Source organism: Aliiroseovarius pelagivivens, from assembly GCF_900302485.1.
Lineage (GTDB): Bacteria > Pseudomonadota > Alphaproteobacteria > Rhodobacterales > Rhodobacteraceae > Aliiroseovarius > Aliiroseovarius pelagivivens.
In genome coordinates, this window is sequence record NZ_OMOI01000001.1 from 2,376,541 (window position 1) to 2,396,645 (window position 20,105).

General features: G+C 58.9%; 23 protein-coding genes and 1 other RNA gene. 8 read left to right on the plus strand and 16 right to left on the minus strand.

Annotated features, from left to right (window positions below):
* Positions 1-29: 29 nt before the first annotated feature.
* The 3 genes from ALP8811_RS11440 to ALP8811_RS11450 all read right to left on the minus strand — a co-directional run bounded on the left by ALP8811_RS11440 (position 30) and on the right by ALP8811_RS11450 (position 2,344).
* Positions 30-938, minus strand: a complete 909-nt coding sequence (locus ALP8811_RS11440; RefSeq protein ID WP_108857230.1) for a DMT family transporter — start codon at positions 936-938, stop codon at positions 30-32.
* Positions 939-1,028: 90 nt separating this feature from the next.
* The gene (locus ALP8811_RS11445; RefSeq protein WP_108857231.1) at positions 1,029-1,769 is read right to left on the minus strand and encodes a YebC/PmpR family DNA-binding transcriptional regulator; all 741 of its coding nucleotides are present in this window, start codon (positions 1,767-1,769) and stop codon (positions 1,029-1,031) included.
* Between the two features lie 122 nt (positions 1,770-1,891).
* Positions 1,892-2,344 carry a hypothetical protein gene (locus ALP8811_RS11450; RefSeq protein ID WP_108857232.1) on the minus strand — a complete coding sequence of 151 codons (453 nt, stop codon included), beginning with the start codon at positions 2,342-2,344 and terminating at the stop codon, positions 1,892-1,894.
* Positions 2,345-2,424: 80 nt separating this feature from the next.
* Between ALP8811_RS11450 and ALP8811_RS11455 the strand changes: the two genes are divergently transcribed.
* The gene (locus ALP8811_RS11455; RefSeq protein WP_108857233.1) at positions 2,425-2,859 is read left to right on the plus strand and encodes a MarR family winged helix-turn-helix transcriptional regulator; all 435 of its coding nucleotides are present in this window, start codon (positions 2,425-2,427) and stop codon (positions 2,857-2,859) included.
* On the opposite strand, the gene ALP8811_RS11460 is transcribed toward ALP8811_RS11455, so the two are convergent.
* On the minus strand, positions 2,856-3,308 hold the full coding sequence (locus ALP8811_RS11460) for an Lrp/AsnC family transcriptional regulator (protein WP_108857234.1): 453 nt from the start codon (positions 3,306-3,308) through the stop codon (positions 2,856-2,858). The genes ALP8811_RS11455 and ALP8811_RS11460 overlap by 4 nt on opposite strands.
* A 72-nt stretch (positions 3,309-3,380) precedes the next feature.
* Here ALP8811_RS11460 and ALP8811_RS11465 point away from each other — a divergent pair, with 72 nt between their 5' ends.
* Positions 3,381-3,974: a LysE family translocator gene (locus ALP8811_RS11465; protein WP_108857235.1), complete on the plus strand. Its 594-nt coding sequence runs from the start codon at positions 3,381-3,383 to the stop codon at positions 3,972-3,974.
* Positions 3,975-4,005: 31 nt separating this feature from the next.
* Positions 4,006-5,787, plus strand: coding sequence for an SLC13 family permease (locus ALP8811_RS11470; protein WP_108857236.1), 1,782 nt, complete (start codon positions 4,006-4,008; stop codon positions 5,785-5,787).
* Here the strand turns inward: ALP8811_RS11470 and ALP8811_RS11475 are convergent.
* From ALP8811_RS11475 to mgtE, 5 genes are all read right to left on the minus strand, one after another.
* The gene (locus ALP8811_RS11475; RefSeq protein WP_108857237.1) at positions 5,782-6,354 is read right to left on the minus strand and encodes a hypothetical protein; all 573 of its coding nucleotides are present in this window, start codon (positions 6,352-6,354) and stop codon (positions 5,782-5,784) included. The two genes, ALP8811_RS11470 and ALP8811_RS11475, sit on opposite strands and share 6 nt — an antisense overlap.
* The gene (locus tag ALP8811_RS11480) at positions 6,355-8,133 is read right to left on the minus strand and encodes an SLC13 family permease (protein WP_108857238.1); all 1,779 of its coding nucleotides are present in this window, start codon (positions 8,131-8,133) and stop codon (positions 6,355-6,357) included.
* 95 nt (positions 8,134-8,228) lie between these two features.
* Positions 8,229-9,053 carry a TIGR00282 family metallophosphoesterase gene (locus ALP8811_RS11485; protein ID WP_108857239.1) on the minus strand — a complete coding sequence of 275 codons (825 nt, stop codon included), beginning with the start codon at positions 9,051-9,053 and terminating at the stop codon, positions 8,229-8,231.
* Between the two features lie 73 nt (positions 9,054-9,126).
* A complete protein-coding gene (locus ALP8811_RS11490; RefSeq protein WP_108857240.1) occupies positions 9,127-9,687 on the minus strand; it encodes a 5-formyltetrahydrofolate cyclo-ligase in 561 nt (186 codons plus the stop codon).
* Positions 9,688-9,708: 21 nt separating this feature from the next.
* The gene (gene mgtE, locus ALP8811_RS11495) at positions 9,709-11,094 is read right to left on the minus strand and encodes a magnesium transporter (RefSeq protein ID WP_108857241.1); all 1,386 of its coding nucleotides are present in this window, start codon (positions 11,092-11,094) and stop codon (positions 9,709-9,711) included.
* A gap of 127 nt (positions 11,095-11,221) precedes the next feature.
* Here mgtE and guaD point away from each other — a divergent pair, with 127 nt between their 5' ends.
* Positions 11,222-12,505: a guanine deaminase gene (gene guaD / locus ALP8811_RS11500; protein WP_108857242.1), complete on the plus strand. Its 1,284-nt coding sequence runs from the start codon at positions 11,222-11,224 to the stop codon at positions 12,503-12,505.
* A gap of 23 nt (positions 12,506-12,528) precedes the next feature.
* On the opposite strand, the gene hisN is transcribed toward guaD, so the two are convergent.
* Both hisN and ALP8811_RS11510 read right to left on the minus strand, forming a co-directional pair.
* Positions 12,529-13,332: a histidinol-phosphatase gene (gene hisN / locus ALP8811_RS11505; RefSeq protein WP_108857243.1), complete on the minus strand. Its 804-nt coding sequence runs from the start codon at positions 13,330-13,332 to the stop codon at positions 12,529-12,531.
* Positions 13,333-13,391: 59 nt separating this feature from the next.
* Positions 13,392-13,760, minus strand: a complete 369-nt coding sequence (locus tag ALP8811_RS11510; protein WP_108857244.1) for a helix-turn-helix domain-containing protein — start codon at positions 13,758-13,760, stop codon at positions 13,392-13,394.
* 296 nt (positions 13,761-14,056) lie between these two features.
* Here ALP8811_RS11510 and ALP8811_RS11515 point away from each other — a divergent pair, with 296 nt between their 5' ends.
* On the plus strand, positions 14,057-15,028 hold the full coding sequence (locus tag ALP8811_RS11515; RefSeq protein WP_108857245.1) for an NADPH:quinone oxidoreductase family protein: 972 nt from the start codon (positions 14,057-14,059) through the stop codon (positions 15,026-15,028).
* A gap of 15 nt (positions 15,029-15,043) precedes the next feature.
* On the opposite strand, the gene ALP8811_RS11520 is transcribed toward ALP8811_RS11515, so the two are convergent.
* On the minus strand, positions 15,044-15,895 hold the full coding sequence (locus ALP8811_RS11520; RefSeq protein ID WP_108857246.1) for a LysR family transcriptional regulator: 852 nt from the start codon (positions 15,893-15,895) through the stop codon (positions 15,044-15,046).
* A 123-nt stretch (positions 15,896-16,018) separates the two neighbouring features.
* Between ALP8811_RS11520 and ALP8811_RS11525 the strand changes: the two genes are divergently transcribed.
* From ALP8811_RS11525 to ALP8811_RS11535, 3 genes are all read left to right on the plus strand, one after another.
* Positions 16,019-16,231 carry a DUF1127 domain-containing protein gene (locus tag ALP8811_RS11525; RefSeq protein WP_245924625.1) on the plus strand — a complete coding sequence of 71 codons (213 nt, stop codon included), beginning with the start codon at positions 16,019-16,021 and terminating at the stop codon, positions 16,229-16,231.
* 109 nt (positions 16,232-16,340) lie between these two features.
* The gene (locus ALP8811_RS11530; RefSeq protein ID WP_108857247.1) at positions 16,341-17,057 is read left to right on the plus strand and encodes a Bax inhibitor-1/YccA family protein; all 717 of its coding nucleotides are present in this window, start codon (positions 16,341-16,343) and stop codon (positions 17,055-17,057) included.
* A 72-nt stretch (positions 17,058-17,129) separates the two neighbouring features.
* Positions 17,130-17,834: an SGNH/GDSL hydrolase family protein gene (locus ALP8811_RS11535; RefSeq protein WP_108857248.1), complete on the plus strand. Its 705-nt coding sequence runs from the start codon at positions 17,130-17,132 to the stop codon at positions 17,832-17,834.
* Positions 17,835-17,891: 57 nt separating this feature from the next.
* On the opposite strand, the gene rpmG is transcribed toward ALP8811_RS11535, so the two are convergent.
* The 4 genes from rpmG to ALP8811_RS11555 all read right to left on the minus strand — a co-directional run bounded on the left by rpmG (position 17,892) and on the right by ALP8811_RS11555 (position 20,077).
* Positions 17,892-18,059, minus strand: a complete 168-nt coding sequence (gene rpmG, locus ALP8811_RS11540; RefSeq protein ID WP_008034579.1) for a 50S ribosomal protein L33 — start codon at positions 18,057-18,059, stop codon at positions 17,892-17,894.
* Between the two features lie 176 nt (positions 18,060-18,235).
* An RNA gene (gene rnpB, locus ALP8811_RS11545) (RNase P RNA component class A) lies at positions 18,236-18,626 on the minus strand.
* 12 nt (positions 18,627-18,638) lie between these two features.
* The gene (locus ALP8811_RS11550) at positions 18,639-19,325 is read right to left on the minus strand and encodes an N-acetylmuramoyl-L-alanine amidase (RefSeq protein WP_108857249.1); all 687 of its coding nucleotides are present in this window, start codon (positions 19,323-19,325) and stop codon (positions 18,639-18,641) included.
* Positions 19,325-20,077, minus strand: coding sequence for a hypothetical protein (locus tag ALP8811_RS11555; protein ID WP_181363743.1), 753 nt, complete (start codon positions 20,075-20,077; stop codon positions 19,325-19,327). Before ALP8811_RS11555 ends, ALP8811_RS11550 begins: the two co-directional genes overlap by 1 nt.
* Positions 20,078-20,105 lie beyond the last annotated feature (28 nt).

Below are 20,105 nucleotides of genomic sequence, written 5' to 3' on the forward strand. Positions count from 1 at the left end.
GTGAAAGGGCGTCCGTAGCGGGCGCCCTATTACGTTTTCGGCTCGTTCGGATTTGGCGTCACGCGGCGTTTCAAAATTGTCTCGCGCCACGTGATGTAGGTGACCGCCGCCATGATCACACCGGCGCCGACAACCACCCAGAAATCGACCGGTTCGGCAAAGAAGATTGCGCCGGTCGCGGCGGCCCAGATGATTTGCAGGAAGGTCACAGGCTGGGTGACCGATACCGGGGCTTCGGCAAACGCACGGGACATGGAATAGTGGCCGGCCGTCGCAAAGAATGCGACCACGGCCAGCCATGCCATCTGCACCAAGCTGGGCGGCACCCAAACCATGATCGCGGCAGGCACCAAACCGATGGTTGCCGTGATCGACATCATTGCCACCACAACTCCCGCTGATGCGTCTTGGGCCAACCGTTTGGCAATCAAATACGAAATCCCCAGAAAGATTGCTGTGAACACCATCGAGATGTGTCCCGCCCCCAGTTCGCGCAGACCCGGACGCAGGATGATCAGCACCCCAAGAAATGCCGCAGCAACCGCCAGCATCCGACGGGTCGAGAAGCTTTCGCCCAGAAAAACCGCGGCCCCCAGCATCACATAGATCGGGGTGAGGTAGTTCATCGCCACGACCTCGGCCACGGTGATTTGGGTCATCGCGTAAAACCAGCACAGTACGGCCCCGGTATGCACCACGCCGCGCGCTAGAAAAAGCTGCCAAACGTGCGCCGAGAACCGCGCTTTGGCAAGCTGACCAAGCGCAGGCAGAACAAAGATCAATCCGAAAACATAGCGCAGAAACGCAGCCTGCGAGGATGGCAGCTCTTGCCCGACATATTTCACCAGCGCGTTCATCATCACGAAGAACAGGCCTGCGGCCAACATCCAAGCGATCCCGTGCCCGGGGCGGTGTTGTGATGTCTGTACGCTGCTCATTTGGCGACAAGACACCGGATTGGATCCAAAAACAAGAGACCCCGGCGCAGAGAGACTGCACCGGGGTCTGAATTCTTTCTGACGTCGCGCTTACAGCTGCGCCATCACCTCGTCCGAGGCTTCGAAATTGGTGGTGACACGTTGTACGTCGTCATCATCCTCAAGCGCATCCAGCAGCTTCATCAGCTTTTGCATGTTCTCAAGGTCCAGCTCGGTCGTGATGTTCGGTTGCCAGATCAGCTTGGTCGATTCACTTTCACCCAATGCGGTTTCCAGCGCGGTCGACACATCGTTCAGATCGGTGTCGGCACAGGTGATGCGGTGGCCATTCTCATCGCTTTCGCAATCTTCGGCGCCTGCGTCGATCGCCGCTTCCATCACCGTGTCAGCGTCACCGGCATCGGCGCCATAGATCACCTCGCCTTTGCGGTCGAACATGAAGCCCACCGATCCGGTTTCACCCAGATTTCCGCCGTTCTTCGAGAAAGTCGAACGCACAGTCGACGCGGTGCGGTTTTTGTTGTCGGTCATGGTTTCGACGATGACGGCCACACCGTTGGGGCCATAACCCTCATAGCGGATCTCGTCGTAGTTTTCGGCGTCACCACCCATAGACTTCTTGATCGCGCGTTCGATTACGTCCTTCGGAACCGATTGCGACTTGGCTTCTTTCACAGCCAGGCGCAAACGCGGGTTCTTGTCGGGATCAGGGTCGCCCATTTTGGCGGCTACAGTGATCTCTTTTGCGAGTTTCGAAAAGAGCTTCGAGCGCAGTTTATCCTGGCGACCTTTGCGGTGCTGGATGTTTGCCCATTTTGAGTGGCCAGCCATGGCGACCTCCGTCTGCTGTGTCGGTTCTATCTGTCAGTTGCCATGTTCAATACCGCAAGGCAGCCCGGAGGTTCAAGGTGGCAAGGCAAGCTGGATGGAAACGTGGCCCATTCAGTTCGAATTCAGGCACGTGCCTTCATCTGACGACGCTTGGCGGTCATCTTCAGTCCGTCACGGATGTTCAGCCCCAGCAGAGACAGATTCATGGCGCCAGCAACAAGCTCGATGCCCTGAACCACATAAAACATCGTATCAAACGCGCCGTTGCTGGCCTTGTAGTTCAGATAAAGCGCAGCTGGCACCAGTACCAACAAGCCCGCGCCCGCGATGATTGGCATGCGTTTTTTCTTCGCCTCGATCAACGCGCCTTTGCGTTTGGCCCCCAACGACATCCCGGTTGCGCCGACTATGGCCATCGCGGGCACCATCACGATCAGAGCGTAGACGATCATCTGCTTGACCATCGCAATCGCGGCGTGGCTGCCAAACACCTCTACCGTGACAGAGCTGGTCCAAAAGCTGAGAACACACAGAAAGGCGATGCTTCCTGCGGCGGCATGGATTTTCGTTTTCATGGCGTTTCCTTTCCTGATTCTATTTTATATAGCTTACTATATATTATTGCATAGCTCGCTATACAAGTGTAATCTTCGGTATGGACTTCAGCAAAAACACCTCCGCCGGTTTTCTCGTTAATCATATGGCTCGGCTGTTCGCCAAAACCCTTCAGAGCAACATTACCGATCTGGGTCTGACATGGGGCCAGTTCCCCATCCTGATTGAGCTATGGGAAAAAGACGGACGCACGCAAAAAGAGCTGGTGACGCGGCTGGATTTGGAACAAGCCACTGTTGCCAACACACTGAACCGGATGGAGCGCGACGGGCTCGTGCGCCGGGTTAAGGATCCAAGTGATGGACGGGCGCAACAGATTTGGCTGACCGAAAAAGCCAAGGCCTTGCGCGTGCCCGCACAGGCCGCAGCAAAGGCAAGCAACACTCAGGCGCTGGCTGTGCTCACACCAGACGAGCAAACCCAACTCATTGCATTAATGAAGCGCGTCATTGATGGATTTAGCGACGCGCGCTAAGCCCGTTCGTCCTTGGGCGAGCCCATCACCACATGTGTCACCAGTTGATGCACCTGCGGCAGCGTGCCCAGCTTGTCGGTGTGGAAACGTTTGTAAGCAATCAGGTCTTCGGCTTCGACCCTCAGCAGGTATTCGACGGTGCCGGTGATGTTGTGACACTCACGCACTTCATCAAACAGCGCAACGGCCCGTTCGAACCCTTCCTGCGCCTCTTTGGTGTGGTCCTTCAGGCCTACCGTGACATACGCCACAAAACCCACGCCCATCGCGACCGGGTTAAGCACAGCCCGATAGCCGGTGATCACGCCCTGCCGCTCCAGTTCTTGCACGCGTCGCAGACAGGCCGAGGGTGACAGCCCTACCCGCTCGGCCAGCTCGGTATTGGGCAGACGACCGTCTTTCGACAATTCACGCAATATTCTCTGATTTATTTGGTCATGCTTCATCATTAATTGCAGAGTTATCCTATTTATGCGCAACTTTGCAATCACTCGTCGCAAAGCTTAAGCAATAATCCCGCAATGACCTATGACCTCATCCTTGCGCTTGTCGCTTTCGCTTTCGTCTCGTCCATCACGCCGGGACCGAACAATCTGATGCTGATGGCATCGGGTGCCAATTTCGGTTTTGCCCGCACCATCCCGCATATGCTGGGCGTGGCGCTGGGATTCACACTGATGGTCGTGCTGGTTGGCGCGGGGCTGATGCAGCTGTTTGATCTCTATCCTGTCAGCTACACAATTCTAAAAGCGGGTAGCGTGGCCTACCTTTTGTGGCTCGCGTGGAAAATCGTCCGCGCGTCCGAGCCGGGTACGGGTAAGGCGGGCGGCACGCCGATGACCTTCCTGCAAGCTTCGGCCTTTCAATGGGTGAACCCGAAGGCCTGGGCGATGGCCCTGACCGCGATCAGTGTTTACGCTCCGACGCGCGACATGGGGGCCGTCTTGATGGTGGCCGTGATCTTTGGCGCGGTGAACTTGCCCTCGGTGTCCACTTGGACCGTTCTGGGGCAGAAAATCCGCGTGATCCTGACCAACCCCGCACGGCTGCGTGCCTTTAACATCACCATGGCTCTGCTGCTTGTTGCCACGCTTTTCCCCGTAATCTACGGGTGACGCGACCCCGCCCACGGGTTACTCCTTGGGCATGACGACAGATCAGATCATTCTCTTTTCGCTTTTCGGTGCTGTGTTCGGGCTGCTGCTATGGGGCCGCTTTCGATATGATATTGTGGCGTTTTCCGCCCTCATGTTGGGGGTCGTCCTTGGCGTTGTCCCCACGAAAGAGGCGTTTTCTGGCTTCGGGCACCCGGCCACATTGGTCGTCGCACTGGTGTTGGTAGTGTCAGCAGGTCTGGTCAGATCCGGAGCAGTTTTTCTGATCACGCGCACACTGGTCGACGCCTCGCGGTCGTTAGGCGCGCATATCGCGCTAATGGGCGCCATCGGCGGCGTGCTGTCCGCTTTCATGAACAACGTCGCCGCCCTTGCCCTTCTAATGCCCGTCGACATCCAGACCGCTCGCAAAGCCGCGCGCCCCGTGGGTCTCAGCCTGATGCCGCTGTCCTTTGCCACGATCCTTGGCGGCATGGTCACGCTGATCGGCACGCCCCCCAATATCATCATCGCCTCGATCCGCGAAGACGCCTTGGGCGAACCCTTCAAGATGTTCGACTTTGCCCCCGTGGGCGGCGTCACCGCGATCGCAGGGCTGATCTTCGTGGCCATGATTGGCTGGCGCCTGATCCCGCAACCAGACGCGGATAAAAACGGATCCAACCCAATGGACGAGTTCAGCCAATACGTGGCCGAGCTGACCGTGCCCGAAGGCTCCAAGCATATTGGCAAGCGCCTGAAGGAACTTCTGGAGGACGCCGAGAAGAACGATGTCGCCATCCTTGGTCTGGTGCGTGACGGTTCGCGCCGCTATGGCACCCAGCGCGGCACCATGCTTCAGGCCCATGACGCTCTGGTACTGGAAGCCACGCCCGAGGCGCTGGACGAATTCCGTGCGGCACTTGGCTTGGCCTTTGCGGAAGAGCATCGCGAAGAGAAGCTGAAAGCCGAAGGCGAAGGCCTGTCAAAGATCGAGGTCGTCGTCCCCGAGAACGCCCGGATTGCTGGTCGGACCGCGCAATCGATCGGATTAAACTGGCGACAAAGCTCGGTCCTGATGGGCATCTCGCGTGCCGGTCAGAAAATCACCAAGCAGGTCCGCAAGACCGAGGTTCATCCGGGTGACATCCTGCTGCTTCTGGTCCCGCAGGGCAACGAGGCGGACGTCACCGAATGGCTGGGCTGCCTGCCCTTGGCGGAACGCGGGTTGACCGTCACACGAGACGAAAAGGTCTGGCTGGCCATCGGCCTGTTCGCGGCTGCCGTCGCTGCCGCAAGCTTTGGTCTTATCTATCTGCCGGTGGCCCTGGGACTTGTCGTGATCGGGTACGTGCTGGCCAAGATCATCCCTCTGTCCGAGCTTTACACCCACATCGAATGGCCGGTGGTGGTCCTATTGGGGTCCATGATTCCCTTGGGGGCCGCACTGGATAGCTCTGGCGGGACTGAGCTGATTGCAGGGGCACTGGTGGGGATCACCGAAGGATTGCCCGCGTGGGCGGTCCTGACCGTGCTGATGATCGTGACCATGACCCTGTCAGACGTTCTGAACAACACTGCCACCACCATCGTCGCAGCCCCCGTCGGCATTCAGATGGCACAGGCGTTGGATAAAAATCCCGATCCGTTCCTGATGGCCGTGGCCATCGCCGCCTCTTGCGCCTTCCTGACCCCCATTGGGCACAAGAACAACACACTGATTCTTGGCCCTGGCGGCTATAAGTTCGGAGATTACTGGCGCATGGGTCTACCGCTCGAGATCCTCGTCGTGGCCGTGTCGATCCCCGCGATCTTGGTGTTCTGGCCGCTATAGCGGATCGGAAAACAGGTTGGGCGCTGGGGTCTCTTGCATCCAGCGCGTGATGGTCCGGACCAGATCGCCCTGCCAACTGTCCCGGGTCAGGCCCGGAATGTGGGATTGCTGTCCATCCCGCATCACGTCACGGATCGCGTGTTTGAACAGGTAGAACTGGTGCAGATCGGGCGTCCCATGATCAAACCACAGGCGCGAGACCTTTTTCAGCGCATCGAAATCATCACCCCCGGCGGCCAAAACATCCCCCAGATGCACCCGCGCCAGCCAACGTGTGGCACTGTCTGGAGTGTCCGGTGTGGACAGGTGTAAATCCCGCACTGCGTCCCGGATCAAGTCAGACAACTCGCCCCAATGGGCTGGGCTGGGCAAGCTGGACAGCGTATAGAGCGCGCCGCTTTCGATGGCGCGCGCTGCGACGACCTGAAACGGAGCGCCTGCCTCAACCGTCGCCGCCCAAGACAGAACCTGGTCCGCCCAGTCCTGCGCCTGACCATCCAGATCGAAGTTCAGCGCCCAACGCCCCAGCAACAGCAGGGTCGCGCGTTCTGGAAAGGCTGCCGCCACTTACAGCGGCCAGAAGAACGGGATCAGGGCCGAGGCCAGAATGCCAACCGACAGGTTCAAGGGAATGCCCACCTTCAGGAAGTCCGAGAACTTGTACCCGCCCGGCCCGTAGACAAGCGTGTTGGTCTGATAGCCAATCGGGGTCGCAAAACTGGCTGACGCCGCCACCATCACCGCCACGACCAGAGGGCGCGGGTCCAAGCCCAGCGCGGTTGCCAGCCCAATAGCGATGGGTGTGACCACCACCGCCACGGCGTTGTTCGACACAAGCTCGGTCAGGACAGAGGTTAGCAGATAGATCGCCCAGACGATCAGGAAGGGCGGCAGTTTGCCCAACAGTGGCGCAATGCCTTCGGCTATCAATGCCACCGCGCCCGAGTTCTCCAGCGCAGCCCCGATGCCCAGCATAGCGAAAATCAGCACCAGAAGACGCCCATCCACGGCCCCGAATGCCTCGTCCGCATCGATACACCGCGTCAGCAGCACCACGGCCACAGCCAAGACGGCCAACAGGAAAATCGGAGCAACGCCAAATCCCGCCAGCGCCACAAGTCCGATCAAAACGGCCACAGCGATCGGCGCATGGCCTCGACGATATTCACGATCCGACGGTGCGGTCACATCGACCAGATCCATGTCTTGAGCCAGACGTTGGATGTCTTCGGGGGCACCCTCAAGCAGAAGTGTATCGCCCACACGCACCACCAGTTCATCCAACTGACGGCCAATGTTCTGGTTCTTGCGGTGCACCGCCAGCGGATAAACACCATAACGGCGACGCAGACGCAGCTTGCCCAATTGCTTGCCGACCATTTTGCATCCAGGCGAGATCAGCACTTCGACCGTGGTCGTTTCTACCGCAGACACCTGATCAACGCGCTTCAGGCTCTTGTCGCGCTGAAGGCTAAGAAGCTCGGTCATTGCTGTCCGCAAAACGACGCGGTCACCGACCTGAAGAGTGACGCCTTCAAGGTTGCGGCGAAGCGAAGTATCGCCGCGCACCACGTCGACCAACCGCACGCCTTCGCGCTTGAACAGCTGCACACCGTTCACCTCGCGCCCGATCAGGTTGGATTCCGGCGGGATCACCGCCTCGGTAAAGAACTTCTTGCGGGATCTGTCAGACAGAAGCGTGGCCATGCTGTCGCGGTCCGGAAGGATCTTCGGCGCGATGAAACGCAGGTAAAACATGCCCCAGATGACCAGAACGATACCCAAAGGAGTGACCTCGAAGATCGTGAACGGCTCAAGGCCACCTTCACGCGCCACACCATCCACCAGAAGGTTGGTCGAGGTCCCGATCAGCGTCAGTGTGCCCCCCAGAATGGCCCCATAGCTGAGCGGGATCAGCAGTTTCGAGGCCGATTTGCCGATCTTCTTGGCCAGCTGAATAAAGACTGGGATCATCACCACGACCACTGGTGTGTTAGACACAACAGCGGACGAGATCACGACGAAACCCATAAGGGACGACAACGCCAGCATCGGGCTGTGTTCAGCCTGCTTCTCGGCAATCTGTGTGAACCACTGAAGCGCTCCGGTCCGTACCAGCGCGCCCATCACGATGAACATCGCTGCGATGGTCCATGGGGCTGGGTTCGACAGCACCTCGAGCGCGCTTTCATAGTCCAGAATGCCCATGACCAGCATGATCGAGACACCGCCAATGGCGACGACCTCGGTTGGGAAGCTTTCTCGCAAGAACAGGATGAACATCCCGCCCACTGTCATCAGGGCAATCACCGCCTGTGTGGTGGCGCTGAACTCGAATAAACCCATGCAATGTCCCCGTTTAATCGCTTGGACCAGTTTTGCCCTGCGCATGTGACATGGGCAAGCACGGTTTTTCGATCAGCCGGAATTTGACGAAAGTCTTAACCGGCATCCAAGGGGGATGCGTTCTGAAGCCGTCCGCCGTTGCGCACCATTTGAACCCGCGTGGCCTTGCCCGTGCGATCATCAGTTTCGATGTACAGCCCCGACAACGTGGCTTCGCCTTCGGCGGGGGTGAAGCGACCCTTTGCCATGCCAGTCACAAACCGGCGCATAGGTTCTTCCTTCTGCATGCCGATCACACTGTTGTAATCGCCACACATCCCGGCATCCGCCATAAACGCCGTACCTTTGGACAGAATCTGCGCGTCACCTGTCGGGATATGCGTATGCGTGCCCACAACCACACTGGCGCGTCCGTCGCACCAATGACCGATGGCCATCTTCTCGGAGGTCGCTTCGCAATGGATATCAACCAAAGACGCCTGCACCGCCCCACCCAGAGTGTGACGCTTCAGAACCAGATCAACGGCCGAGAACGGATCGTCAAAAGCCCGCTTCATAAAGACCTGTCCCAGCACCTGCGTGACCAGGATTTTGCGTCCGCGCACATCTGTAAAAACCCGCGCGCCAACACCGGGACAATCTTTTGCAAAGTTCAAGGGGCGGATGATACGCTTTTCCTGCTCGCAGAAGCTCAGCATATCGCGTTGATCGAACGCATGATCCCCAAGGGTGATCACGTCCACGCCCGCATCAAGAATCGTTTTCGCATGTCCGGCATTCAGCCCATGCCCGCTGGTAGCGTTTTCGCCATTTGCCACGACGAAATCGAGCTTCCAGTCATTCCGCAGCGTCTTCAGCCGCTCCGTCACCGCGCGCCGTCCAGCGCGCCCCATGATGTCACCAAGAAAGAGTATTTTCATGGGACGTAGCCCTAGGCGGCTTTCGTCCCAAGGGCAAGCGTTTGGCGCAAACTACCCTGCAGTCACGGAGGGGTCAGAACCAGATCACACCCTCGTCGGTCACAATCGCGTCCAACGGTTGGTCCGTAGGCTCTAGGGGCAAATCCTCGGCCTGTTGCGCGCCATAGGCATATCCGATGGCCAAAGTTGGCCGTTGGGCCCGCAGCCCCTCCAACGTGCGATCATAGAAACCGCCACCGTAGCCCAGACGCCCACCCTTGCGATCAAACGCCACCAGCGGGACGACGACCACCTCGGGTGTGATGAACTCAAGCTTAGCTGGCACTTGCGCACCAAACGGACCGTCCACCATGTCGCTGTCCGGACGCCAGCTGGCGAATTTCAGGGGCAGCCCTTGACTCTCGATGTAAGGCACGCCAATCGAAGACCACGCCGCCATGGCTGCCATCGCGGGCAGCGGATTGATCTCGGTCCGGATGGGCATATAGCCCGTCATCACTTTGCCTTTGTGGTCGCTCAGCACCGAAATCAGATGGGCCACGCCCAGCGCAGAACGCGCTTCGGAATGAGCCTCTTTCCGGCGGGCAAAAGCCGCCTTGCGGGCGGCCGCTTTCACTGCAGTCAGGTCGGTCATGTCGGGATCCAGTCAGGGTCGTCAGATCAGCAATACGGCGGCAAGGCCAAGGAAGGCGAAGAACCCCACGACATCCGTCACCGTGGTCACGAACGCACCCGAGGCCAGTGCCGGGTCGATATCCATTCGGTCCAGCACCACTGGGATAATAACGCCTGCCAGCCCCGCGATCACAAGGTTCACGACCATCGCCACGGCGATCACGACACCAAGAAGCGGTGTGCTGAACCAAATGACACCGACGACCCCCATGACCACAGCAAAGATGATCCCGTTGACCAACCCAACGGCGGCTTCACGCCAGATCACCCGCCACAAGTTCGCGGATGTAAGGTCTTTGGTGGCAATCGCGCGCACGGCTACGGTCAGGGATTGCGTACCCGCATTGCCGCCCATCGAAGCAACGATCGGCATCAGCACTGCCAAAGCGACAAATTGGGCAATGACTTCGTCAAATTGGGCAATCACCAGCGACGCCAAGATTGACGTTACCAGGTTCACCGCCAACCACGGGAAGCGCCGCTTGGTGGTGTCCACAATCTTGTCCGACAACGAGCTTTCTTCGTCCACACCCGCCAGTCGCAGGATGTCTTCTTCGTGCTCTTCATCCAAAATGGCCATCGCGTCGTCGATGGTGATCACACCGACCAGACGTTCATCCGCGTCCACAACAGGGGCCGAAATAAGGTGGTACTGGTTGAAGGCATAGGCGACCTCGCCTTCGTCCTGCAGGACGGGGATCGTGCGGAAGCTTTCTTCAGTAATGTCGGTCAACGGCACCTCACGCGCGCTGCCCATCAGGCGGCCCAGCGTGACATAGCCCGTCGGGCGCATGCGCGGATCGACCAAGATCACGTGATAGAACTGTTCTGGAAGATCGTCCTGAGACCTTAGGAAATCAATGGTTTGACCAACGTTCCAGTGATCGGGCGCCACGACCAGCTCGCGCTGCATCAGACGGCCAGCTGATTCCTCGGGGTAGGAAAGCGACTGTTCGACCACCACCCGGTCGTCGTCGTCCAGCGCCTCGAGAACGGCTTCGGTCTGCGGGTCGTCCAGATCCTCGATCAGGTCAACAACGTCATCCGTTTCAAGAACACGCACGGCCTCGGCCAGAACAGCGGGTTCCATGGCGTGGACAACATCCTCGCGCAGGCGCTCGTCCAATTCAGACAGCACTTCGCCATCAAACTTGTCGCCATAGAGGCGCACGAATGTGTCGCGCTCGTCTTCTGGAAGCTGCTCGACAAGGTCGGCGATGTCAGCGGCGTGAAGTGGATCCAGAATGGCCAGAAGCGCTGGACCGTCTTCAGCGGCCAACGCGTTTCGGACCGGGCCAAAAATCTCGCGATCGAGTTCGTAGTCGCCTTCTTCGGGCGCGTTATCGTTATGTTGATCATCCAGCATCGCGCGCCCTCCGTCCGATGTTTGGGCTGACCATAGGCCAAGCCATCCCGCAAGTGAACCAGCAGAAAGGCATTGAACCGGGGATTTTCGCAGCCTACCGTAAACGGCGGCGATCAAGGAGGTTCCTATGGAACTGCTTTTGGGACAGGTTCTTCAATTCAACGATACTCCGTTTCAGGGGCGCCCCGAGGATGCGGCGACGCATATCCAGCGCGGCGCTGTGTTGGTGAAGGATGGTGTGATTGCAGATGTAGGCGAAGCAGACGCCCTGCGCGCCCAGCACCCCGATGCCAGTGTGACCGATATGGGTGATGCGCTGTTGTCGCCCGGCTTCGTCGACACGCATGTTCATTATCCCCAGACCGCCATTATTGCGTCTTGGGGTAAACGGCTGATCGATTGGCTGAACAGCTATACCTTTCCCGAGGAAAGCCGGTTTGGCGACGCAAGCCACGCCACCCAGATCGCCGAGACCTATTTTGATCTTGTGACAGCAGCAGGCACCACCACGACGGTCAGCTATTGCACAATTCATCCCGAAAGCGTTGACGCCTATTTCACGGCAGCCCAGACACGCGGGCTGCGGGTGCTTGGCGGCAAGACCTGCATGGATCGCAACGCTCCGGACAATCTGCAAGACACCGCACAGACGGCCTATGACGACAGCAAAGCCCTGCTTGAACGCTGGCACGGGCAAGACCGGCTGTCCTACGTGATCACGCCGCGCTTTGCGCCGACCTCGACCCCAGAACAACTGGAGGCATTGGGGGCGCTCTGGGCCGAGCGTCCAGACCTGCTGATGCAGACCCATATCAGCGAACAGCACGAGGAAATCGCGTGGGTTGCGGATCTCTTCCCTGATGCGCGGGATTATCTGGATGTGTACGAAAAATTCGGGCTGGTCCGCAAAGGTGCACTGCTGGGTCATGCGATCCACCTGACCGAACGCGAACGCGACCGGATTCGTGAACTGGACGCCAGCCTTATTCACTGCCCGACGTCAAACACGTTCATCGGGTCAGGGCTATTTGACATGCAGGGGCTGATGGCTCAGGGGCATCGGATCGGACTGGCGACTGACACCGGTGGCGGGTCCAGCTTCTCGATGCTGCGCACCATGGCCGCAGCTTATGAGGTCGGGCAACTCTCAGGCACAGCGCTGCATCCGGCGCAATTGTGGTGGCTGGCAACCGCAGGGTCTGCCGCGGCGATCCATCTGGAGGACAAGATTGGCCGCCTGACCCCGGGATACGAGGCCGACATCATCGCGGTCGATCTGGCATCAACCCCCGGGATCGCCCAACGCGCAGCGCGGGCCGAAAGCATTTGGGAAGCAGTCTTCCCAACCATCATGATGGGAGACGACCGGGCAATTGCAGCGGTCTGGGCCGGGGGCAAGAAAATCAGGTAAGCATCTGTCTGGACGGTCTGGCCTCAGACCTTCGACAGCACCTCAAGCGCCTGCGCGTGAAGGTCTGCATTGGCGGCAGCCACAACACGGCCACCCTGATGCACCGGACCGCCCTGCCAGTCGGTCACGATCCCACCTGCGGCCTCGATCACTGCAATCGGAGCCTGAACGTCGTAGGACTGCAAACCTGCTTCGATCACCATGTCGATCTGTCCGGCGGCGACCAGCCCATAGGCGTAACAATCCATGCCATAGCGCGTCAGCTTGGCCCGGTGCGACACTGCATGAAACGCCTCGCCTTCTTCGGCGGTGCCGACTTCTGGGAATGTGGTGAACAGGATCGCATCAGACAGGTCCGAGGTTGTACGGGTCTTCAAATCGCGCCGACCCAGTGGCCCTTCGACCCATGCTTCACCGAAGCCGCCAAGGAAACGTTCTTTGATATAGGGTTGGTCGATGATGCCCAGCTGCGGGCCGGTGTCTGGCCCGACAGCAATCAACACGCCCCATGTGGGCGTGCCGGACAGAAAGCCACGCGTGCCGTCAATCGGGTCCAACACCCACGTCAGGCCACTGGTGCCCTCTTTCGCACCGAACTCTTCGCCAAAGATCGCATCCTCGGGGCGCAGCTCCGCCAGAAGTTCACGCATGACTTTCTCGGCCGCCCGATCCCCTTCCGTGACCGGATCAAAGCCTTCTGCAAGCTTGTTGTCCGCCGTCAGATCTGATGATCGGAAGAATGGCAGAACCGCCTCACGCGCTGCATCTGCCAAAGCGTTTGCAACGCGAATAAGGTCAGTCTGAGTGTGTGCGTCCAACGTCTGCATCGCCGATCCCCTATGCTGTCATAAGCGCGGTACCAGCGATGCCCAAGTCACGTCAAGCGTCAGGCGACATCTGACAATACGCGCGCCAGTTCAAACAAGCGGCGGCGTTGGTTTTCTGGAATAGCGTAATAGCTGCGCACCAGCTCCAGCGCTTCCTTGTCGGCAAGGATATCGCTCGGCACGGCGCCATCATCCACTTCATTCGCGTGGTTTTCCAACCCTTCGAAGAAGAAGTTGACGGGCACGGACAAGGCTGCAGCCATGTCCCAAAGTCGAGACGCCGACACACGGTTCATGCCGGTCTCGTATTTCTGAATTTGTTGGAACTTGATGCCGACTTTCTCGGCCAATTGATGCTGGGTCATGCCCACCATCCAACGCCGATGGCGTACTCGTTTGCCTACATGGATATCCACAGGATGCTTCATCCAACAACTCCTCGTTAACAAGCTGCAAAGCAGCCTTACATAATTCCTACGCAACACTCGCCGCGTCAGCGAATGAAAAAGATACAATCGAGCACTAGAGACAAGAAGGGACGGCGAGTGCAGAAAGCCGCTCACCACCCTTGCGGGTGAAACCCCGCATAGCCCGCGCACAAGTGCTCCCTAACATATTCAAGAAAGCATTGCAATTTAACCCGTTAATCGGCTTGGGCAAAGTTGCGGCTGTGACCCTCTCGATTTTTCCTTATTACCGCGCTACATCACCATCAGGAGGCCCCATGAGAACATTTCGCGTTACAGAACTGGGCAAACGCCCTGCATTGACAGACATGCAGCCCTTGCCCATCGACCCCGGTCAGGCGCGCGTGGATATCCGCGCCTGCGGCTTAAACTTTGCCGACCTTCTGATGACCAAAGGAAGCTATCAGGACACGCCGGACGTCCCGTTTTCTCTTGGGATGGAGCCTGCAGGCATCGTGACCGAACTTGGACCAGATACTGATGGCCCTGCCGCCGGCACGCGCGTTGTCGTGTTCTCAGGCAAAGATGGGCTGGCCGACGAAGGCGTGTTTCCTGCGGATCGGTGCCTTCCTTTGCCCGACAACATGAGCTTTGAAGACGCCGCTGCGTTCCAGATCGCTTATGGCACAAGCCATGTTGCGCTGGATTACAAAGCACGCCTTCAGCCCGGCGAGACCTTGCTGGTGCTCGGCGCCGCGGGCGGCGTCGGCTTGACGGCTGTCGAGATCGGCAAAGTGATGGGCGCACGGGTCATTGCCTGCGCACGCGGGGCTGACAAGCTTGAGATCTGCAAACGTGCAGGGGCGGATCACGTCATAGACAGCACCGCCGAAGACATCCGCGAGGCCGTGAAGGCCCTTGGCGGTGCAGATGTGGTCTATGACGCTGTAGGTGGCGAACAAGGCGAGGCTGCGTTCCGCGCCACGAAACCCGATGGGCGGTTTCTGTTTATCGGGTTCGCCTCAGGCAACATGCCTAACCTGAAGCCAAACCACATGCTGGTGAAGAACATCACCACAATCGGGCTGTACTGGGGTGGCTATTTGAAGTTCAAACCTGAGGTTCTGACCGATAGTTTGCGCCAGCTTCTGGACTGGTATGCGCAGGGCAAGATCAACCCTCATGTCAGTCACACCCTGCCGCTTGAACAGGCCGAGGATGCGCTAGAGCTTTTGCGCAGTCGCAAATCCACCGGCAAGGTCGTGGTCACGATGGGGCCGAACAGCTAGGCCCCACCGAGGGCCTTACAGTTCGTCAAAGGCACGCCGGATCATGATCAGAAGATCGTCCATCGCCTGATTGCTGCTTTTGGCGGCGTACATGTTCACTTGCGTCACCGCGAGGTCCGGCAGCGCGCCGCCATGATCGACCAAATCCAGATCACTGCGCACTGTGCCTTCGATCACCGCATGAACGGCGAGGTCCGCAGACAGTGACGCTTCGATGGTACGGGTCGAATCGCTTTCGACCCCCATTTCCCACGCGATGCCTGCCTCGTCCAACGCCTGCTGCACCCCTTTGCGGAAGATGCAGTTGTGCTCGAATGCCAGGCGCAATGGGCGTTGACGCCACGCCTGCCCCCCCGGTGCACCAACCCAAACCAATGGAAGGGCCGTTAGGGTCTCGCCACCAGCATCCATGTCCTCTTCCGTGGTCAGGATAGCGTCACATTCCCCCCGCGCGAACATCGCCTTCAACCGGCTGGTATAAGACGAGATCAGCTGAACCCGCATCCGTGGATAGGCCGCGTGGAACTGGCGCAAAACCTTGGGAATCGCTGGATAGACGACGTCGGCGGGCACCCCCAGAACGACCTCGCCCTCAAATGCCTGATCGGTCAGGCGCGCGTAAACCTCGTCATTCAGACGCAAGATGCGGCGCGCATATCCCAGCAGCTGCTCGCCATCTGCGGTCAGGGACACGCCCCGCCCAGATCTGTCCAGCAACGGACGCCCCAGACTTTCCTCGAGACGTTTCAGCTGCATGGACACCGCTGATTGCGTCAGATGCAAAAGTCCGGCTGCACGGGTGACACCACCGGCATCTGCGACGGTCGCAAAACTGCGCAATGCGGTCAGATCAAGATTACGCGGCATATCAACTCCTGTGATGATTCATTACAAAATCATTCATTTTACTTATCCCTCACGATCAACCATAACAATCACGAAATTTGATGCAACACACATCATTCATCGCAATCACGAAGGAGAGACGAGATGACCGCTGTAACCTGTACCAATGCCCCCGTTGCGAAACGCAACTTCTCGCTACTGACATGGATTGTGACCGCTGTGGAAATCCGCCGCGAACGTGCAGCTCTGTCGCAGCTGGACGCCCATCGCTTGGATGATCTGGGCCTGACACGTGAACAGGCGCAACGCGAAGCCAGCCGCCCGATCTGGGATGTGCCTTCGCATTGGCAACAGTGATCAATTCACGCTGTTAAACACTTGAAAATTGCGCCGCCCTTGCCAATATATCGGTCAAGGGCGGTTTTCTTTTGGGATTCCGCATCAATAAGTTTGCTTGGAGGTCTCAATGGCTGAGTTTGACACGATTCGCGCAGGTGCGGGTACACGCGCCGCGATCGACGAAGGGCTGCGCGCCCACATGAACAAAGTATACGGCACCATGTCGGTGGGTCTGCTTCTGACCTTCGCCGCCGCATGGGCTGTTGGCAACAATGCCGCGATGATGGAAACGCTGTTCACCGGCTTTACCCGTTACATCGTGATGTTTGCCCCGCTGATCATGGTCTTCGCCTTTGGCGCAATGATCAGCCGCCTGTCCGCCGCTGGCGCTCAGCTGTTCTTCTATACCTTCTCGGCTGTGATGGGTGTGTCGCTGGCCTATATCTTCGTGATCTTCACCGGTGTTTCCATCGCACAGACCTTCCTGGTCACCGCCATCGCCTTCGCGGGTCTCAGCCTTTATGGCTACACGACCAAGCGCGACCTTGGACCGATGGGTGCTTTCCTGATCATGGGTCTGATCGGCATCATCGTCGCGTCGATCGTGAACATCTTCATCGGCTCGTCGATGATCCACTTCGCCATCTCGGTGATCGGTGTTCTGATCTTTGCTGGCCTGACCGCTTATGACACCCAGAAAATCAAGACCGACTACATCGCACACGCCCACGCTATGGACAGCGAATGGCTGGCGAAATCCGCGATCATGGGCGCACTCAGCCTGTACCTGGACTTCATCAACCTGTTCATGTTCCTGCTGCAGTTCCTTGGTAACCGCGAGTAATCGGAACACGTTGACGTGCTTTCAGGGCCGGTCCTAGTGACCGGCCCTTTTTTGTTGCGCTAAGGTAAGCCTATGAACTGGTTGTTTGAAAACATTGCGAAGCTCATCCTAAGCCCGCTGCTGACCGCGCAGGCGCTGAAGGTACGGAAGACAGCAACCACGCTTCCCGAGCCGCCCGGACATCGCTTCGGGGCGCAGGGGACCGGTCCCAACCTGTCGCTCATGATCGTAGGCGACAGCTCTGCCTCAGGGGTTGGTGCCCCCCATCAGACCGAGGCCCTATCAGGGCAGCTCGTCAGTGCGCTTGGCACCTCGTATCACGTCAGGTGGCGCCTGCTGGCCCGGACAGGATCGACGACCCGCACCACCCTGCCCCTGTTGAAATCTCAAAAGCCCGAGCAGACCGATATCGTGCTGGTGGTTCTAGGCGTGAACGACGTGACTAGCCAAATGCCGCTGTATCGGTTGCTGGCCTGCCGGGCCGAACTTTACACACTTCTTTTCGAAAAATGGGGTGCGAAGCGCGTGATCGCCACCGGAATTCCTCCGATCGATCGCTTCCCGCTGCTTCCCAACCCACTGCGCTGGGTTCTAGGGCTCCAAGCCCGCCGTTTTGACCACGCACTTGCCGAGCAAGCGGCATCCATGGGGGTGGACTACATGCCCTTCGATGTGCCGCTGACGCCCGAGATGATGGCCGCAGACGGGTTCCACCCGGGACCGAATGCTTATTACCTTCTAGGCCGCAAAGTGGCAGCGCAAATCCTGCACAGGTAGCTACAAACGAAAAAAGCCGCCCCAAAGGGACGGCTCTTTACCCAAAGAATGGCGATCTTACTTGATCTTGCCTTCTTTGTATTCAACGTGCTTGCGCACAACCGGGTCGTACTTTTTGACAACCATTTTCTCGGTCATGGTGCGTGCGTTTTTCTTGGTCACATAGAAGTGGCCGGTATCCGCAGTCGAGTTCAGGCGGATTTTGATTGTGGTCGGCTTCGCCATAACAACAGCTCCTATCGGGCGGGCGCATGCCGCCCGGCGTAAATCTCTGGAACCCGCCTTTTAGCGCCATTCCAACCCGAGTCAACCGCAAAGCAGAGGAATCCCCCAGCCCATACGATTTTCTTGCTGCTAAACTCCTGCTTGGGGCGAAAAACCCGTTTGGCCGAAGAATTAATACGCGCGGATGGCCTGTAAGCCGGATTCTGTCCCGGTGTTGCCACCATGGATGACCATTCCTCTAGACCTGCTGTTACCAACAGGTTCAAGCTGCCAACCCGGATCTGCTCGGGGCAAGACACCCCTGGGGTTACCCCCGCGCGATCCCTATTAGGCATTGCTCCCGGTGGGGCTTGCCGTGCCGCCGCTGTTGCCAGAAGCGCGGTGGGCTCTTACCCCACCGTTTCACCATAACCCGCGCATGCGCAGGCTGTCTGTTCTCTGTGGCGCTTTCCCTCGGGTTTCCCCGGCCGGGCGTTACCCGGCACCGTTGCCTTGTGGAGTCCGGACTTTCCTCGCGTCACGAAGGGGCACGCCCCAACAGTCACCCGCGGTCATCCAGCCATCCGCGCAGAATCGGACTTAGGCGATGAGACCGGGCCGGTCAACGGGGAAGCGTCGGGAAAGGTCAGCTGCAATCCCCATGTCACAGGCATCCAGAGGCCCGTGATGCCAAGGGCGGAAACGCAGACGGAAGGCTTCCAGCAACGGGTCCACCCCATCGGCGACGGGATAGCCAAATTGCGAAAGCAGCTTCAGAAACCGTTCTGGGTTCACCTCGTCAGCCCCGCCTTCAGGCCAGACCGCCAATCCCTGCCGCGCCAAACGTGCCCAGTCAAACCGCCGTCCGGGATCAGATTTCCGCGAAGGGGCCATATCGCTGTGACCAATCACTCCAGTAGAATCAATTGTCCACCGCGTCATGATCCCCGGCAGCAGCGCCTCAAGCGTCGCCATTTGGGGTTCGGAAAACGGGGATGCCCCGTCATTGTCCATCTCGATCCCAATGGAGCGGGAATTGATGTCCTCGTGACCGCCCCAAGACCCTGCCCCCGCATGCCAGGCGCGCATGTCTTCCTGAACCATCTGAAACAGCCGCCCGTCGCGATGGATCAGATAATGCGCAGACACCTCGTATTCGGGGCTGCACAGGCGCTCCAAGGCCTCTTGCGGGTCCGGCATAGCCGTATAGTGCAGAACGATCAAAGACGGCATCAGCCCATCCCGGCGCGGGCCGAAATTCGGGGACGGGTGCGAAATAGGCTGCATCACTCGGTCGAGATGTTCAGCGTATTACCGGGCAAAGGAACAGGTTGCGCAGGAGCGGGAGGCGCGACCGGTGCTGGTTGCGTCGGAGCCGGCACGGTGGCCGGTTCTGTTGTGATGCCGATTGCTTCCAGCTCGGCTGCACTTACGCTTTCGGTCGTCACGGTTGGCGTCGCGGCCACTCCGCGCGCGGCCCGGAACGGTGCCGGATCCCATGCACAGGCGAAACCGTCGCCGTCTGGGTCAATTCCATAGCGGTCCCGCTTTGGGCCGCCGCTCTCGAGAAACGCAATCTGGGCAAAGTCTGCCGAGGTATAGCGCGAGCAATTCCGTCGCGCACGCGCATCACCCGACAGCCCCGAGCGTTGATACAAAGGCTGCCCGACCGAGTTGGTCGTAGACAAAGCAAACTGCACGATCGAAGCCGAATTCCCGGACGGCCGATCCGGAACGGCCTCGGGCTGTACCTGCTGGTAGTTCGCGCGATACCCTTCCAAACGCGCGGCATCGCTTTCGATGCTTTCACGCGCGGACACGGCTGCGAAATCCTGTTCATCGGAAATCCCGGCGGCTTCGGATGCCATGGTTGGCGTTGTATCTACCGAGCTGCCGTCCCCGAAGGCTGACAGGGGTTGCCCGTCGGCATTCACCGCAGCAGCCCGCCCCGCCAAACCATCCGGTGACCGGCTATCCGGCAGAGGCGACACACACCCCGCCATCAGGCCAAGAAGGGCAAGTCCAACAGTGATGCGCATCGCAGGCTCCTTAGGGTTGATGTCACGC

What these genes read in the sequence shown, in the direction of transcription:
- ALP8811_RS11440 (WP_108857230.1), bottom strand. Translation starts at nt 938, where the DNA reads ATGAGCAGCGTACAGACATCACAACACCGCCCCGGGCACGGGATCGCT.
- ALP8811_RS11445 (WP_108857231.1), bottom strand. Translation starts at nt 1,769, where the DNA reads ATGGCTGGCCACTCAAAATGGGCAAACATCCAGCACCGCAAAGGTCGC.
- ALP8811_RS11450 (WP_108857232.1), bottom strand. Translation starts at nt 2,344, where the DNA reads ATGAAAACGAAAATCCATGCCGCCGCAGGAAGCATCGCCTTTCTGTGT.
- ALP8811_RS11455 (WP_108857233.1), top strand. Translation starts at nt 2,425, where the DNA reads ATGGACTTCAGCAAAAACACCTCCGCCGGTTTTCTCGTTAATCATATG.
- ALP8811_RS11460 (WP_108857234.1), bottom strand. Translation starts at nt 3,308, where the DNA reads ATGATGAAGCATGACCAAATAAATCAGAGAATATTGCGTGAATTGTCG.
- ALP8811_RS11465 (WP_108857235.1), top strand. Translation starts at nt 3,381, where the DNA reads ATGACCTATGACCTCATCCTTGCGCTTGTCGCTTTCGCTTTCGTCTCG.
- ALP8811_RS11470 (WP_108857236.1), top strand. Translation starts at nt 4,006, where the DNA reads ATGACGACAGATCAGATCATTCTCTTTTCGCTTTTCGGTGCTGTGTTC.
- ALP8811_RS11480 (WP_108857238.1), bottom strand. Translation starts at nt 8,133, where the DNA reads ATGGGTTTATTCGAGTTCAGCGCCACCACACAGGCGGTGATTGCCCTG.
- ALP8811_RS11485 (WP_108857239.1), bottom strand. Translation starts at nt 9,053, where the DNA reads ATGAAAATACTCTTTCTTGGTGACATCATGGGGCGCGCTGGACGGCGC.
- ALP8811_RS11490 (WP_108857240.1), bottom strand. Translation starts at nt 9,687, where the DNA reads ATGACCGACCTGACTGCAGTGAAAGCGGCCGCCCGCAAGGCGGCTTTT.
- mgtE (WP_108857241.1), bottom strand. Translation starts at nt 11,094, where the DNA reads ATGCTGGATGATCAACATAACGATAACGCGCCCGAAGAAGGCGACTAC.
- guaD (WP_108857242.1), top strand. Translation starts at nt 11,222, where the DNA reads ATGGAACTGCTTTTGGGACAGGTTCTTCAATTCAACGATACTCCGTTT.
- hisN (WP_108857243.1), bottom strand. Translation starts at nt 13,332, where the DNA reads ATGCAGACGTTGGACGCACACACTCAGACTGACCTTATTCGCGTTGCA.
- ALP8811_RS11510 (WP_108857244.1), bottom strand. Translation starts at nt 13,760, where the DNA reads ATGAAGCATCCTGTGGATATCCATGTAGGCAAACGAGTACGCCATCGG.
- ALP8811_RS11515 (WP_108857245.1), top strand. Translation starts at nt 14,057, where the DNA reads ATGAGAACATTTCGCGTTACAGAACTGGGCAAACGCCCTGCATTGACA.
- ALP8811_RS11520 (WP_108857246.1), bottom strand. Translation starts at nt 15,895, where the DNA reads ATGCCGCGTAATCTTGATCTGACCGCATTGCGCAGTTTTGCGACCGTC.
- ALP8811_RS11525 (WP_245924625.1), top strand. Translation starts at nt 16,019, where the DNA reads ATGACCGCTGTAACCTGTACCAATGCCCCCGTTGCGAAACGCAACTTC.
- ALP8811_RS11530 (WP_108857247.1), top strand. Translation starts at nt 16,341, where the DNA reads ATGGCTGAGTTTGACACGATTCGCGCAGGTGCGGGTACACGCGCCGCG.
- ALP8811_RS11535 (WP_108857248.1), top strand. Translation starts at nt 17,130, where the DNA reads ATGAACTGGTTGTTTGAAAACATTGCGAAGCTCATCCTAAGCCCGCTG.
- rpmG (WP_008034579.1), bottom strand. Translation starts at nt 18,059, where the DNA reads ATGGCGAAGCCGACCACAATCAAAATCCGCCTGAACTCGACTGCGGAT.
- ALP8811_RS11550 (WP_108857249.1), bottom strand. Translation starts at nt 19,325, where the DNA reads ATGCAGCCTATTTCGCACCCGTCCCCGAATTTCGGCCCGCGCCGGGAT.
- ALP8811_RS11555 (WP_181363743.1), bottom strand. Translation starts at nt 20,077, where the DNA reads ATGCGCATCACTGTTGGACTTGCCCTTCTTGGCCTGATGGCGGGGTGT.